Annotated in this window: 12 protein-coding genes; 4 read left to right on the top strand and 8 right to left on the bottom strand. The window is 32.8% G+C overall.

From position 1 onward, the window contains the following. Positions 1-246 precede the first annotated feature (246 nt). Entirely contained in the window at positions 247-3,339 is a 3,093-nt protein-coding gene (locus tag OZP08_RS15420; protein WP_281322257.1) for a PAS domain S-box protein, read from the top strand. A 121-nt stretch (positions 3,340-3,460) separates the two neighbouring features. Here OZP08_RS15420 and prfB read toward each other — a convergent pair. Beyond that, positions 3,461-4,559 (bottom strand): peptide chain release factor 2 gene (gene prfB / locus OZP08_RS15415; RefSeq protein WP_281322256.1). Its coding sequence is split into 2 segments (ribosomal slippage): positions 3,461-4,495 and positions 4,497-4,559, totalling 1,098 coding nucleotides; the frame shifts between segments, so codons are not numbered across the junction. A gap of 95 nt (positions 4,560-4,654) precedes the next feature. On the opposite strand from prfB, the gene OZP08_RS15410 reads away from it, so the two are divergent. Next, entirely contained in the window at positions 4,655-5,680 is a 1,026-nt protein-coding gene (locus OZP08_RS15410; RefSeq protein WP_281322255.1) for a threonine aldolase family protein, read from the top strand. 202 nt (positions 5,681-5,882) lie between these two features. Here OZP08_RS15410 and OZP08_RS15405 read toward each other — a convergent pair whose 3' ends face one another. Further along, the gene (locus OZP08_RS15405) at positions 5,883-6,203 is read right to left on the bottom strand and encodes a YbaB/EbfC family nucleoid-associated protein (protein WP_100841230.1); all 321 of its coding nucleotides are present in this window, start codon (positions 6,201-6,203) and stop codon (positions 5,883-5,885) included. 139 nt (positions 6,204-6,342) lie between these two features. Between OZP08_RS15405 and OZP08_RS15400 the strand changes: the two genes are divergently transcribed. Both OZP08_RS15400 and capA read left to right on the top strand, forming a co-directional pair. After that, complete coding sequence (locus OZP08_RS15400; protein WP_268846982.1) at positions 6,343-8,403, top strand: S9 family peptidase; 2,061 nt, start codon at positions 6,343-6,345, stop codon at positions 8,401-8,403. A 71-nt stretch (positions 8,404-8,474) separates the two neighbouring features. Further along, positions 8,475-9,515 carry a cysteate synthase gene (capA, locus tag OZP08_RS15395; protein WP_268846981.1) on the top strand — a complete coding sequence of 347 codons (1,041 nt, stop codon included), beginning with the start codon at positions 8,475-8,477 and terminating at the stop codon, positions 9,513-9,515. Between the two features lie 149 nt (positions 9,516-9,664). On the opposite strand, the gene OZP08_RS15390 is transcribed toward capA, so the two are convergent. The 6 genes from OZP08_RS15390 to ribB form a co-directional block, all read right to left on the bottom strand. Continuing rightward, positions 9,665-10,378: a YebC/PmpR family DNA-binding transcriptional regulator gene (locus OZP08_RS15390; protein WP_268846980.1), complete on the bottom strand. Its 714-nt coding sequence runs from the start codon at positions 10,376-10,378 to the stop codon at positions 9,665-9,667. 94 nt (positions 10,379-10,472) lie between these two features. Beyond that, the gene (locus tag OZP08_RS15385) at positions 10,473-12,509 is read right to left on the bottom strand and encodes a S41 family peptidase (protein ID WP_281322254.1); all 2,037 of its coding nucleotides are present in this window, start codon (positions 12,507-12,509) and stop codon (positions 10,473-10,475) included. A 9-nt stretch (positions 12,510-12,518) separates the two neighbouring features. Then, a complete protein-coding gene (gene gcvT / locus OZP08_RS15380) occupies positions 12,519-13,601 on the bottom strand; it encodes a glycine cleavage system aminomethyltransferase GcvT (protein WP_268846977.1) in 1,083 nt (360 codons plus the stop codon). A gap of 347 nt (positions 13,602-13,948) precedes the next feature. Further along, a complete protein-coding gene (locus OZP08_RS15375; RefSeq protein WP_281322253.1) occupies positions 13,949-14,650 on the bottom strand; it encodes an SIP domain-containing protein in 702 nt (233 codons plus the stop codon). Between the two features lie 71 nt (positions 14,651-14,721). After that, positions 14,722-15,291, bottom strand: a complete 570-nt coding sequence (locus OZP08_RS15370; RefSeq protein WP_281322252.1) for a Crp/Fnr family transcriptional regulator — start codon at positions 15,289-15,291, stop codon at positions 14,722-14,724. Between the two features lie 8 nt (positions 15,292-15,299). After that, positions 15,300-15,962 carry a 3,4-dihydroxy-2-butanone-4-phosphate synthase gene (gene ribB / locus OZP08_RS15365; RefSeq protein ID WP_268846975.1) on the bottom strand — a complete coding sequence of 221 codons (663 nt, stop codon included), beginning with the start codon at positions 15,960-15,962 and terminating at the stop codon, positions 15,300-15,302. Positions 15,963-15,964: the final 2 nt, after the last annotated feature.

The raw sequence follows: 15,964 nt of genomic DNA, 5'->3' as shown, positions 1-15,964 counted from the left end.
TCCTCACTTTAAATTATTACGAAAACGGTTATACTATAGACTAAAATTGGGTTCCGATAGTATGATTGCGAAATATGTAGTTAAGTTAATTTGTTAAGTATCAATGCTTTTTATTGAGAATATTTTCTTAATTTTAATTTAAGTAAAAAGATTACATATTTTATTTGATTTTAAAACTCCCTGAATTGCTGATATAGAGATGTATTGGTATCGTTTTTCACTTGCAATTTTAAATATCTCAAATAAATGGATAATTCAAATAATTCAATTTCAAATTCAGAAGACAGCTACGGTGAATTGCATCTAGAAATGTCTAAAGAGATTCAATTTTTAAACCAATATAAAAAATTGATTCAGACTGCTACGGACATTATTTTTGAAATTGATTTAAATGGTAATTATACTTTTATCAATGAAATCACTTATAAACTCACTGGCTATAGTAAAGAGGAAATCTTAGGATCTCATTTTTCTCAATTTGTTCGTGAAGATTATGTGGCAGAGGTTTTAGATGCCTATAAAGGGGTATTAGAGGATGAAGATGAATTTCCAACTGTTGAATTTCCAGTATCCAAAAAAGATGGTGGGTATTTATGGGTTTCGCAAAAAGTTATTTTGAACAAGGATGAATCGGGGAAAATAATTAGCTATTCCGGAATTGCCAGAGATATTACTTCTAAGAAACTGAAAGAAGAAAGCGAGTTTAAAAGACAAAATAAAGTTGATGCTTACATGGAAATATTGAGGAGCTTGACCCTAAAAAGTTACTCAGGAGCAGAAAATTTTGATGATGTTTTGAAGAATATTTTAGTAATCACGGGCAAGATCATGGGAGTTTGCCAATCGAGTTACTGGAAATATTATCCAGATAGGATTGAATGCGTAAGTCTATACAATCTAAAAACTGAAACTTTTGAAAAAAATATAGTTTTATATAGGGAAAATATTGAACACTATTTTCTCTCAATAGAAAATGACAAACAGGTCGTAACATCAGATGTTGCAACGTTTATACCAGAGTCGGATCTCTCTGGAAATGCTTATTGTGTGTCTGAAAGAGGAATTTCATCCTTAATAGATACGCCTGTGTTTATAAATGGTGAGATAAAAGGCATTTGTTCCTTTGAAACTACTGAAATAAAAATCGATTGGGATCAAGATGATATAAATTTTGCACGTTCGATTGCAGACATCGTTGCCAATGTGTTAGAATCTGAAGTGCGGTTTGAGATTGAAAAGAAAATAGATTATAAAAGCCAGCTACTTTCTGCTATGACAATTTGCACAAACAAATTTATACAGAAAAACAACATTATCGAGATATTTCAAGAAACGTTCCCTATAATTGGAAAAGTCACGAATGTGAACCAAATTTTTTATTACGAAAATGATAAAAAAAGAAAACATTTAATACAAAAGTACAAATGGAATAATGTAGATAGCGAGATTGAAGTCAATACTTTGCGAAAATTTTCGAGTGATAAGTTTTATGGTTTTCTATCGGTAAAGGAGCCGGCAGCTCCACTAGTTGTAATTACCAGTAAATTGGATTCTACCTATTTCAAAAAAATACTGACTGCGTATAATGTACAATCGATTTTGATTTTGCCAATTCTCATCAAAGAGGAAATTATAGGCTTTATGAGTTTGGAGGATTGTCAAAACGAAAGAGTCTGGACAACAGATGAAATCAATATTCTCCAAATGTTAGCAAGTACTATCAGTTCTACAATGGAGCGCATGCAAAATGAAATTAATCTTCGGGAGAGTGAAGACAAATTTAAACTGTTGGCAAACAATATTCCAGGTACCGTTTATTTATCAAAATTTGATGCCAAAGCAACAAAACTGTACTTGAATGATGAGATTGAAAACCTGACGGGTTATCTCAAATCTGATTTTTTTGAAGATAAGCTGTCTTTTTTAGATATAATTCATCCAGATGATAGAGATAAAACGATAGAATCGAATATAGAATCACTCAAGAATGGCAAGCCAATACATTCAGTATATAGAATTATCCGTAAGAACAAGGAAATAGTTTGGGTTGAGGAATTTTCTGAGAGTATTGCTAAAAATGGAAAAATAGCTTATATCGTTGGTATTTACATTGATATAACCGAAAGAAAACAGAATGAAGCCATTCTGAAAGAAAAGCAACTTGCAGAAGCATCTAATAAAGCTAAATCTGAATTTTTGGCCAATATGAGCCATGAAATCAGAACTCCTCTAAATGGTATTTTGGGATTTAGTGAGTTATTAATGAATACCAAATTGACAGATTTTCAAAAACAATCTCTGGAAACTATCAACCAATCTTCACATTTGTTATTAGAAATTATCACAGATATATTAGATTTCTCCAAAATTGAATCTGGGAAATTTGAACTGTTTATTGAAAAATGTAACCTTGTTGACTTGGTTAAACAAGTAATCAAACTGGTTAAAAGAAAATCAATGGAAAAGAAAATTGATTTGAATTTTAGTTTAGACAAGAATGTTCCAAAATTCATTTGGACAGATCATATGAGATTAAGACAAATTTTATTGAACTTACTTGCTAACGCCATAAAATTCACATCATGTGGAGAAATAAAGCTAAGAATTTCTACAATAGGGACCATTGCAAACAAATCGCGTTTGAGGTTCTCTATAAGTGATACTGGAATTGGAATCAAGAAAAAAAGCCGAGCCAAGATTTTTCAGGCTTTTGTTCAAGAAGACAGTTCAACTACAAAAAAGTTTGGAGGAACCGGCTTGGGATTAACGATTTCGAACCAATTATTAGGTTTGATGAATAGTCAATTACAGTTAAAAAGTAAATATAAATCCGGAAGTACTTTTTATTTTGATGTTGAATTTAAAACATCTAATGAAGCAGAGAATGAGCAAATAATTACTCCTTCCGAGCCCATTATTTTTGAAGAAACTACAGAGTTTGAAAACGAAAAGCTTAAAATCCTTATAGTTGAAGACAATAAAATAAATATGATGCTAATAAAAACGTTAGTGAAGAAAATATTTCCTAATGTTATTATCATTGAAGCTTTTGATGGAAAAGAGGCAGTACAGCAATTTCTTGAAGCTGTACCGGATTTGATTCTTATGGATATACAAATGCCTGTAATGAATGGGCTTGAGGCAACAATAGAGATAAGAAAAATGCAAGGAGGAGACAATATTCCTATTATTGCGGTAACAGCAGGAGTATCTGAAGAGGAAAAAGATAAGTGCATGAAAGTAGGAATGAATGATTATGTTCCTAAACCTATTTTAAGAAGCACATTAGAAAATGCAATGATAAAATGGATTAAGGAAACAAGAGTGTTAGGAAGATAGCTAAGATGTTTTTTATAATTATTTCAAGACGGTACAGTTGTACAAATGAAAAAGCCTTTCAAAGAAATATTGAAAGGCTTTTTTATATGAGTATTATTGAACTCTTAAGAAGTATGGGATGCTATTCCTCTTCGCGTTGTCCCATCATCATTAAGAAGGCTTTAAGGAATGGATCAATGTTTCCGTTCATTACACCTTCTACATCGCTGGTTTCATATCCTGTTCGAACGTCTTTAACCAGTTTGTAGGGTTGCATTACATAATTACGTATTTGTGAACCCCATTCGATTTTCATTTTTCCGGCTTCAATATCGCTACGTTGTTCCTGTTGCTTTTTAAGTTCAATTTCATACAACTGTGAGCGCAACATTTGCAAGGCACGAGTTCTATTGTCATGCTGTGAACGAGTTTCTGAACATTGAATCTGGATACCGGTAGGTTTGTGAGTCAATTGCACTTTGGTTTCTACCTTGTTTACGTTTTGACCTCCCGCACCACTAGATCGTGCTGTTGTTATTTCGATATCAGCAGGATTAATTTCGATTTCAATAGTGTCGTCGACAAGTGGGTAAACGTAAACAGAGACAAATGATGTATGCCTTTTTGCATTACTGTCAAAAGGAGAAATTCGTACCAATCGGTGTACGCCATTTTCGCCTTTGAGGTATCCAAAAGAATAATCTCCTTCAATCTCGAGAGTTACTGTTTTTATTCCGGCAGCATCTCCTTTCTGGAAATTCAGTTCTCTAATTTTGTAACCTTCTTTTTCGGCCCACATCATGTACATACGCATGAGCATTTCTGCCCAATCGCAACTTTCTGTACCACCAGCACCAGCAGTGATTTGTAGTACAGCACTCAAGCTATCACCTTCTTCCGAAAGCATGTTTTTGAATTCTATAGCTTCAATATGTGCTTGGGTTAGGTTGTATTGATTGTCTAATTCTTCAGGAGTTAGCTCACCTTCTTTGTAAAAATCATAGGCAAGTTGCAACTCATCAGTCATATCGACCGCTTTGTTGTAATCCTCAACCCATTTTTTTTTGCTTCTAAGATTTTTTACGAGATTTTCTGCTTCTTTTGGGTTGTTCCAAAAGTCAGGAGCAAAAGTTTTTTCCTCTTCGTTGGTAATTTCGATAAGTTTGGCATCAACGTCAAAGATACCTCCTCAACGCACCAAGGCGTTCCACAATACCTTTAATTTGTTCGGTAGTTGTCATAAATTTATAGTAATTTTGCTTCGAAAAATTATTAGATTAGCTTCTGATAATTTTACTAGTTTTGAATTGCAAAAATATGATATAGTTTTTAGATTATGGAAATAAATTTAGTTAGCGATACGATAACCAAGCCATCGGTTGAAATGTTGCAGTATATGTTTAATGCCCAAGTAGGGGATGATGTGTACAAGCAAGACCCAACTGTTATTGCTCTTGAAGCGAGATTGGCGGCGATGTTTGGTATGGAGGCAGGGCTTTTTTTTCCGTCGGGGACTATGGCAAATCAGACTGCGATAAAGTTGCATACCCAGCCTGGAGAGCAATTAATAGCTGATAAATATGCTCATGTGTATCATTATGAAGGGGGTGGTGTTTCGTTTAACAGCGGTGTATCTTGTTGTCTTTTGGACGGGAATCGAGGCATGATTACGGCAGAACAAGTGGCTGGAGCTATAAATGATCCTGAGTTTTATCATAGTCCGTTAACAAGCTTAGTATGTGTAGAGAATACAACGAATAAAGGAGGAGGAGCTTGTTATGATCTGGAAGAATTAAAAAAAATAAAAGCGGTTTGTGTTAATAATAACCTGAAATATCACTTGGATGGTGCTCGAATTTGGAATGCAGTAGTGGCGAAGAAACAGCATCCAAGAGAGTTTGGAGCTCTGTTTGATACCATTTCGGTATGTATGTCCAAAGGATTGGGAGCGCCAATAGGTTCTGTTCTTTTGGGGAATAAAGAAACCATTCATAGAGCATTACGTATCCGAAAAATATTAGGTGGTGGGATGCGTCAAGTAGGGTATTTGGCTGCGGCAGGAAATTTTGCTTTAGATAATAATATCGCCAAATTGGTTGATGATCATAGAAGAGCAAGAGAAATTGCTGAGGTATTGTCTCGTCAGCCATGGATAGGTAAAATTGAACCTGTTGAAACTAATATTTTGATTTTTTCTGTAAGAACTGGATTGAGTGAAAAGTTATTTATTGAGAAACTGAAAGAAAAGAATATTCTAATAAGTGCGTTAGGAGAAGGAAAACTTAGAATAGTAACGCATCTGGATTATAAAGAAGTGATGCATACGTATGTTTTAGAAACGTTGCAGAAGATTGTTCTTTAAAAGAAATATAGATATAGGCGCATGTTTGTCTTTGCGAGGAACGAAGCAATCTCATAACAGATGTCGTTGCAATAAGCTCCCTTTACTTGCTTAGGAAAAAAATATACGGACAAGACATAAAAAAAACCTTGTAGGATGTTCAATATCTTACAAGGTTTTTTTTATACAAGGTTTTAGAAATTAATATCTAACTTCTGAAATTTTATTTAAACATATCTTCCATTCCCGGAATCATAGGCATGTCCATTTTGGTAACGGCATCCAATTCAGTTTGGTTTACGTTTGATGCTTTTTCAATTGCTTTGTTCAAAACTAAAATCAAATAATCTTCCAATTGTTCTTTGTCTTCTAATAAAGAATCATCAATGGTGATTGATTTTATTTTTGTATTGGCAGTCAAAGTAACTTTTAATAAATTGTCATTGCTTTGCTCGTCAATAAGTACGGTGTCTAAACGTTTTTTAGTATCTTCTATTTTTTGTTGGGTTTCTCTAAGTTTACCCATCATTCCCATTAAATCCATTTTGATATTTTTTAAAAATTAAAAAGCAAATTTACGCAATTACTATATTATAACTATGAAGTATTTTGTTTAAGTGCATTAATTATTAGTTCTCTTTGTACTATTTTTGTAAATATATTTTAAACAAACAGCGCCAACAATGCCAGAAATTATACAGCCTCCAATAGCTAAAATTATACCGAAAAAACTAAAAAAGCACAAAGAAACTAGAGTTGATAATTACTTTTGGTTGAATGACAGAGAGAATCCGGAAGTTATTGAATATTTGAATCAGGAAAATGCCTATTATCAGGCAAAAACGATACATACAAAAGATTTTCAAGCTCAATTATTTGAGGAAATGAAAAGCAGAATTAAGGAAGACGATCAATCAGTTCCTTATTTGTTCAACGGGTATTACTATATCACTCGTTTTGAGAAAGGGCAAAATTACCCGATTTATTCTCGTAAAAAAGAAAGTCTTTCAGCAAAGGAAGAAATACTTTTTGATTGTAACGAAATGGCGAAAGACAAGCCTTATTTTCAATTGGGCGCTTTGAGTATTAGTCCAGATAATAAAATGGCACTTTTTAGCTGTGATATTGTAGGAAGACGCATTTATACCATTCAAATAAAAAATCTTGAAAACAATACAATTTTAGAAGATAAAATAGAGGACGTTACAGGAAGTGCTGTTTGGGCAAATGATAATAAAACCATATTTTATTCGGATCAAGATAATGTAACATTGCGTTCGGATAAGATCTTTAAACATAAACTAGGTACAAAACAAGCTGATGATGTTTTGGTTTATTTTGAGAAAGACGAAACATTTAATGTTGACATCGCAAAGTCTAAATCCAGAAAATATTTAGCGATAGAGTCTGGTAGCACACTCACTACAGAATATCAAATTCTAGATGCTGATAACCCGGATGGAGAATTTAAAATTTTTCAGAAACGTGTTAGAGGACTGGAATATAGCATTAATCATTATGGGGATAGTTTTTATATTATGACCAATATGGATAAGGCTGAGAACTTTAAATTGATGAAAACCCCAGTGGACAAGACTTCTAAAGCCAATTGGCAAGAAGTTATTGCGCATAGGAAAGATGTTTTACTGGAAGATATTGAGATTTTTAAGGACTTCTTGGTTGTAGAAGAGCGTGAGAACGGATTGAATAAAATCAGAATTATGCCGTGGAGTGGAGAAGAGGAGTATTATCTTCCTTTTGAAAGCGAAACGTATACGGCTTATACATCATCAAATGTTGATTTTGATACCGATGTATTGCGTTATGGATATCAGTCTATGGCAACGCCGTCTTCGATTATTGATTTTAATATGAGAACCAAAACCAAAGAAATCAAGAAAGAGCAAGAAGTACTTGGCGGAAAGTTTGATAAGAGTAATTATACCGAAGAGCGTGTTTGGGCAACGGCAAATGATGGAACCAAAATCCCTATTTCTATGGTTTATAAAAAGGGATTGAAGAAAGATGGTAGTAATCCTTTACTTCAGTACGCTTATGGATCTTATGGTCATTCTATGGATGCCACTTTTTCATCGACCAGACTAACTTTGTTAGATAGAGGATTTATTTTTGCCATAGCACACATTCGTGGGGGAGAAGATTTGGGAAGACAATGGTATGAGGATGGGAAATTGTTGAAAAAGATAAACACATTTACAGATTTTATTGATTGTTCTAAGTTTTTAATAGCCGAAAAATATACTTCTCCGGAGCATTTATACGCCGAAGGAGGTTCTGCAGGTGGTTTGTTGATGGGAGCGGTGGTTAATATGGCACCAGAATTGTATAATGGCGTGATTGCTCAAGTTGCTTTTGTAGATGTTGTAACAACAATGCTTGATGATAGCATACCACTTACTACTGGGGAATATGATGAATGGGGAAATCCAAACGATAAGAAGTATTATGACTACATGTTGTCTTATTCTCCTTATGATAATATAGCACCGCAGAAATATCCTAATATGTACGTTTCTACAGGTTTACATGATTCTCAGGTGCAATATTGGGAGCCTGCAAAATGGGTTGCTAAGCTAAGAGCCTTAAAAATTGATGATAATTTCTTGTTTTTAGATACTAACATGGATGCAGGTCATGGAGGTGCTTCTGGACGCTTTGAAGCGATCAAAGAATTGGCCAAAGAGTACAGTTTTTTACTAGATTTAGAAAAAATTCAAAAGTAATTAGATTTTTTTTGTTAGATTTGCATCATATCGGGGTGGATTGAAAATACCCTTTGATAAACTATTTTTTTATGAAAGAAGAAATAAATGCTTGTAAAAATGTTTTAGAATTAATAGGTAATACACCACTTATTAAGCTAAATAAAGTCACTGAAGAGTTAAAAGGTAATTTCTACGCTAAAGTAGAATCCTTTAATCCAGGACATTCTTCGAAAGACAGAATAGCTTTATACATCATCGAAGAAGCAGAAAGACAAGGGATTTTGTCTCCAGGTGACACCATAATCGAAACAACTTCTGGTAATACAGGTTTTAGTTTAGCTATGGTAAGCATTATAAAAGGATATAACTGTATTCTTGCCGTAAGTTCAAAATCATCCAAAGATAAAATTGATATGTTAAGAAGCTTGGGAGCCAAAGTATATGTTTGCCCAGCCCACGTTTCTGCAGATGATGACCGTTCCTATTACAATGTTGCCAAACGTTTGCACGAGGAAACAAAAGGATCGGTTTATATTAATCAATATTTTAACCAACTTAATATTGATGCTCATTACAAATCTACCGGACCAGAAATTTGGAAACAAACCAATGGTAAAATAACTCACCTTGTTGCTTGTAGTGGAACTGGAGGTACAATCTCCGGAACTGCAAAATTCTTAAAAGAGCAAAATCCTAATATTAGAATACTTGGAGTTGACGCATTTGGTTCTGTTTTGAAAAAATACCATGAAACTAAAGAATTCGATAATGATGAAATTTATCCTTATAGAATAGAAGGTTTAGGTAAAAATTTAATTCCATCAGCAACTGACTTTGATATAATTGATAAGTTTATTAAAGTTTCTGATGAAGATAGTGCTCATTCAGCAAGAGAAGTAACTAAAAAAGAAGGATTATTTGTCGGATATACTTCAGGAGCAGTAATGCAAGCTATAAAGCAATATGCGGAAGAAGGAGAGTTTGATGAGAATAGTAATGTAATCGCTATTTTCCCGGATCATGGTTCTCGCTATATGAGTAAAGTATTTAGTGATGAATGGATGAATGATCAAGGTTTCTTTGATAGTGTTAATGAAGAAGAAGCTCAAAAAGTTGAATTTGTAAAATAGTTTAATGGTATAAACTATTTGTTGATATATAAAACTCCAGAAAACTCTGGAGTTTTTTTTGCTTTAAATAGAAATTGTCTAACAAAAAAAGACTCCAAAGCAGCGCCTTGGAGTCTTTTTTATTATTTTTTAGTCTTACTAAGTGAAGTCTAAGCTTCTTCCATAGTATGATATACGTTCATTACGTCGTCATCCTCTTCCATTTTTTCAATCAGTTTCTCTACATCAGCCATTTCAGCTTCAGTAAGTTTTTTTGTGATTTGAGGGATTCTTTCAAAACCAGAAGAAAGGATTTCCAGGTTTCTGTTTTCAAGCTCTTTTTGTATAGTTCCAAAACTTCCGAAAGGAGCGTAGATTAAAATACCATCTTCATCTTCAAAAACTTCTTCAGCTCCAAAATCAATTAGTTCTAATTCTAATTCTTCAGGATCGATTCCTTCTTTTGGTATTCTAAAGTTACAAGTATGGTCAAACATGAATTCTACAGAACCTTGAGTTCCCATAGTTCCGTTACATTTGTTAAAGTAACTTCTAACATTAGCAACAGTTCTGTTGTTATTATCTGTAGCAGTTTCGATCAAAAGAGCAATTCCGTGAGGAGCGTACCCTTCAAATAAAACTTCTTTATAGTTGGCAGTATCTTTATCAGTTGCTTTTTTGATAGCGCGTTCAACATTATCTTTAGGCATGTTGGCTGCTTTGGCATTCTGAATTACGGCTCTTAATCTTGAATTGGCTTCAGGGTTAGGACCTCCTTCTTTTACTGCCATTACAATATCTTTACCAATTCTGGTAAACGCTTTAGCCATTGCTGACCAACGTTTCATTTTTCTACCTTTTCGGAATTCAAACGCTCTTCCCATTTCTTTTTATTATTTTGAACTGCAAAAATACAGCTATTCCTTATTTTTCCAAAATCAATTTATAATCTTTTGGAATTTTTGTATAAAGTTTTTGTTAGTTTCTTTTTAATGCTTTAAAGTCTTCAATGATTGTTATGGCTTCATTGAGATAGTGATTAGATTTTAAGGCATCCAGTTGCATTTGATTGTACTCTTTTTCAGAGGGGTAAATGATTAGCAACGACTTATTATAATCAGAATTTGATACATTTAGATTAAGATCTTTAGTGTCAAAATTATTGATTTCTTCCCATAAATTAGACAAGTTGTTTTGTTCTTCAAAGACGTTGTCTATTGTCATCAGCATCTCTGGTTTTGGTTTGTTGACTGTTTGGTCAATTTTAGAATTAAGAGCTTTTACGGAATTAAAATAAGGGTCTTCGGATACTCTTTTGGCGCTCTTTTGTGCTAATTCGTCTATCAGACTATTTTTTACATAGGTTCTAAAACGAACTTGTGTATTTAAACTGTCATTTGGTAAAGCGGTTGGAAATTCGCTTTCTTTTTGAAAAATGGTTTGGTATATTGTTGGGATTTGTACATCTGGAATTACTCCAACTGCCTGATGACTTTTTCCGGTTATTCGATAAAATTTACTGATAGTTATTTTTACAAAATTTTGATCATCATTTTTTTCTAATGGAGCAATGGTTTGCATGGTGGCTTTTCCAAGAGAGGTGCTACCAATCAAAAGTGCCCGATTGTAATCTTGCATTATTGAGGCGAAAAATTCACTTGCTGAGGCTGAATTTCCATTGATTATAATAATGACTGGGCCTTTGTAAATAACACCTTTGTAGGGGTCATTTATCACGGATAGTCTTTTTTTATTATCAACTAATATTGATATTGGTCCAGACTCTATAAATAAACCTGCTAATTTAATGGCTTCTTCCATTGATCCTCCACCATTATCAGTTAGGTCTATAACTAAACCTTTGATGTCGTCCTTCATTAGTTTAATGGTTTCTTTGGCAACATCTTGTGCGCAGCCTCTACCACTTCGACCTTCAAAGTCTGAATAGAAACTTGGAATTTTTATATAACCAATTTTGATTTCCTTATCGATGATGAAACTATACACGGCATTTTCTTCGTCTTTTAGAATTTGCTTTTCTATGGTAACCTTAAAAATTTTACCGGCGTTTCTCCTAAGGGTTAATGTTATGCTGGTGTTTAATTCTGAAGACAATAAGGTTGAAATAGATTCTAATGACGAACAGGAAACTTGTAAAGTCTCTTTTTGATTTGAAACTGATAAAATTTGATCTCCCTTCTTGATTTTTCCGGATCTGAAGGCTGGACCATTTGGATCAATTTCGTATACAATGATTTCGTTTTTATTGTTTAGGCTCACGTTTAAGCCCATAGATAAACGTTCTTTGGATAAAGTGGATACAAAACTGGATTTAGAATCGTTACTGAAATAATTTGTGTGTGGGTCAAAATAAGTACAAAAGATATTGTAAAGCCCGTCTTCAAAAGGTTTGTCGCTTTTTGTTAAGGCATTGATTTTACAAATCTCATTATCAATAATTGCTTTTTTTGATTTTAAGGCTAATGAAGTAAAGTTGCTTTTTATAGAATCTAAATTTTTACTTTTTCCAGAAATATCATTTAATATTTCGTAACGGATTTTTTTATTCCAAACTTTATCAACTTCACTTTCTTTTAGATAAAAATTGAAATTTTTTTGTTTGAATCGTATTGTGTCTAGCTGGTTGAAATCGAGGTTTTCTTTGCTTATTTTGTCTAAAACGAGTTTGTTTCTTTCAAGATTTGCTTTGTAAAGAGCTTTGATTTCGGATATAAAAGAACAGTTTTTGTTTAGAATCAATTCGTCTAAATTAAGACGGTATTTACTGGAAAGGGCATCAATTTGTGATTTGTAAAAAATGTTTCTTGACGGATCCAATTCATTCATTAAGTTATCAAAAACATAAGCCGATAAACTGTCGTTTACCGGCTTTGGATTAATATGCTCTGCTTGAATGAGAGTATTTATTTTGAATAGAATTTCACATGTAGAATTGCTATTTTGCGCAAATAGAGTATTTGTGAACAAGAATATTACAAGCGAAATTTTGTTCATTTAATCTTTTTATTTTTTATAGAAAGGCAATTTTACTACTTTGGCAGCAACATCATTTTTTCTAATTCTAATGAAGATATCACTGTCTACAGCACTGTTTTCTGTAGTTACATAACCTAGTCCAATTCCTTTGTTCATAGATGGTGACATAGTTCCAGAAGTTACAACTCCAATTACAGTACCAGTTGCATCAACAATTTCGTAATCGTGTCTTGGCACTGAACGCTCTTGCATTTCAAAAGCTATTAATTTTTTTGTTACCCCTGCTTCTTTTTGCTTTTTTAAATTCTCAGAATTGGTGAATTCTTTATTGAATTTAGTAATCCAACCTAATCCAGCTTCTAATGGTGAAGTTGTATCGTTGATATCGTTTCCGTATAAACAGAATCCCATTTCTAAACGTAAAGTATCACGAGCAGCTAAACCAATTGGCTTAATTCCGAAAGAAGCTCCTGCTTCAAACACTTTGTTCCAAATGTGTTCTACATCTTCATTTTTACAATAAATTTCAAAACCTCCAGATCCTGTATATCCTGTAGCTGAAATGATTACATTATCTCTACCTGCAAAATCTGCTACTTCAAAATGATAATAAGTAATAGCTCCTAAATCTATAGAAGATAAAGATTGCATAGCTTCTACTGCTTTAGGTCCTTGAATTGCTAATAATGAATATTCATCAGATAGGTTTTTCATATCTACACCCAAATCGTTGTGAGCAGAAATCCATTCCCAATCTTTATCAATATTCGATGCATTTACAACCAATAAATATTCTTCTTCTTTCAATTTATAGACAATTAAATCATCTACAATTCCACCTTCATTATTTGGTAAGCAAGAATATTGAGCTCTACCAATTGTTAATGTTGCAGCATCATTTGAAGTTACTTTTTGTATTAAGGCCAATGCATTTGGACCAGAGAGAATAAATTCACCCATGTGAGATACATCAAACACTCCTACAGCATTTCTAACTGTTTCATGTTCAGTATTTACCCCATCATAAAGAATAGGCATATTGTATCCAGCAAACGGTAGCATTTTTGCTCCCAAACCCTCATGTATGTGCGTTAAAGCAGTATTTTTCATTGTTTTTTTTTATAAAAATTAGACTGCTAATTTAGAGCTTTTATTTTTTGTGACAAAGCCTATGAACATTGAAAAAGAATATATTTTTGATTAATAAAGTGTTGAAAATTAAAGTGTAAGAGTTATTCAAATTTAGTTATAAAATATTACCTCTTTTTAATCTTTTTTTACCTTTTTTGTTTGAAAAATTAAATTGGGAATATAAAACGAATCTGTCATTTTTTTGAGACACCGTATCCAGACGTTACACTAGGTTTGATATTGCTTTTTATAGTTTCGCGGAGAAAGATAGATTTTATGCATATATGGTTATCTACTTGTAATTCAATGATTTGAATTAGAAATGGTTATTTATTTGTTTTCCAAAATGGCTTTGTTCGTAGATTTTGTATTGGGAAATTTCTATCTTTTTTCAAATAGTTATGTATGGTTATGCAAGTTTCTGGTTCTCCAAAAATATAGGCTATTGTATTGTCTAAATTATCGGGTAGTTCCTCTATGATTTTTTTTAGAATAATTTCTGCTGAAACTGGATTTATAACATGGAAATTTAATGGATAACTTAAGTCAATATCTGGAAAAATATCTTGTGATTGATTAACGTATATAAAACTGAAAATGTTTTTGGATATTGATAAGTTTCTGTTTATTTCATACAAATGTGAGAGCGACGTTGTGTCCCCAATCAATAAATAATTTTCGGCATTATTATCTGCCAAAAGTTTGCCTTTAGGTTGTTTAAAATATATGGCATCTCCTGGTTTAATTGTTTTTATCCAATTCGCACCTTTGCCTTTTGAAAAAGTACAAATTGCGATATCAGCATTATTATAAATTGGATCATAATCCCAAAAAGAATATTTTCTATCTTCTATTTCCGGTTGTTCAAACGGATTCCCTAAATAGATATCAAGTGTAAATCCTGCAATATATTCCATCTTTTTGAAATCTTCGCTCTGAATTTTAAGATGGAAAGTGTTTTCTGCAATTTTTTTATTGTTTAATACTATACCTTTTTGTACGGCTATTGAATAATCTTGTTCACTCATAATTTTATTTGTTTTTATGAGTACAAAATTGAATATTAAAAATAGTGTAAACTTTGATTTAAGTCAAAAAACTAGTTTTTAGATTTTAAACGACTTAAAGTTTCTTGAGAAACATTTATATAGGAAGCCACAACTTTATTAGACAATCGTCTCACAACAGTTGGATTTATCTTTAATAATTGGTTGTATCTTTCTAAAGCGTCCATTGTGGTAAATGACATTAATCTATTGGTGTTATTCACGTATGCTTTCTCCAGATATTTACAATAAAATTCTCTCCATTTAGGAACGATTTCCATTAAATTAGTAAAATCTCGGTGGTTTATATATAAGATTTCTGATTTTTCTATGACTTGTATGTATTCTGTTGAGGGTGATTTGGTTATAAAGCTAACTAATGCCGTTGCAAACTGATTCTCGAAAGCAATATATCTCGTGACATCTTTTCCTTCTTCGTTTACAAAGAAAATCCTTAAACAACCTTTGCCAACAAAAAAAGTTTGTTGGCTGGTTTCTCCTTGTGAAAGTAAAAGGTCATTTTTGTTTTTTTTTATTGGTTTGAAATAAGAAAGAATAATTTCTAAATCTTCGTCCGTAACATCAATACTCTTTTTTATGTAATTAGACAGTTGTTCTTGCATTGTAAAAATTAAATATAGTCTCTAACAAATTTACGGTAATAGATAATATCTTCTATTGATAATACTATTAAATTGTTTTGTTTTGCAAAATCGATAATTCTTGATAGTTTGGCCATGCTTCCGTCTGGATTCATTAATTCGCACAGAACGGCTTGAGGTTCTAGATAGGCTAGTTTCATCAAATCGATGCTGCCTTCTGTATGTCCGTTTCTTTCTAGAACGCCATTGTTTTTTGCCCGTAAAGGAAAAATATGTCCTGGTCTTGCTAAATCTGATGGTTTTGCATTTAGATTGCAAGCTGCTTGAATGGTCTTAATTCTGTCTGATGCTGAGACCCCAGTTGTGATGCCTTTTGTGGCTTCTATTGTGATGGTAAAAGGAGTTTGAAAATGACTGGTATTTTCTGTTACCATATAAGGCAAATTCAGTTCATCGGCTTTGTTATTGGTTAGGCAAAGACAAACAATACCGCTGCATTCTCTTATCATCATTGCCATATCTTGTGAGTTTATGCTTTGAGCAGGGAAAATAAGATCACCTTCATTTTCCCTGTCTTCATTATCAGTTAGTAAAATTCCTTTTCCGTTTTGAAGATGTCTTAAAGCATTTTCTACACGTTCTTGGCTAGTTGTGCCAAATTCTGTGAGAGGATGTAATTCTGTAAGTACCATTT

Origin of the sequence: Flavobacterium aestivum (assembly GCF_026870175.2) — a bacterium.
Lineage (GTDB): Bacteria > Bacteroidota > Bacteroidia > Flavobacteriales > Flavobacteriaceae > Flavobacterium > Flavobacterium aestivum.
The sequence above is the reverse complement of the archived record's forward strand: the minus strand, read 5'-3'. Positions and strand labels throughout refer to the sequence as shown.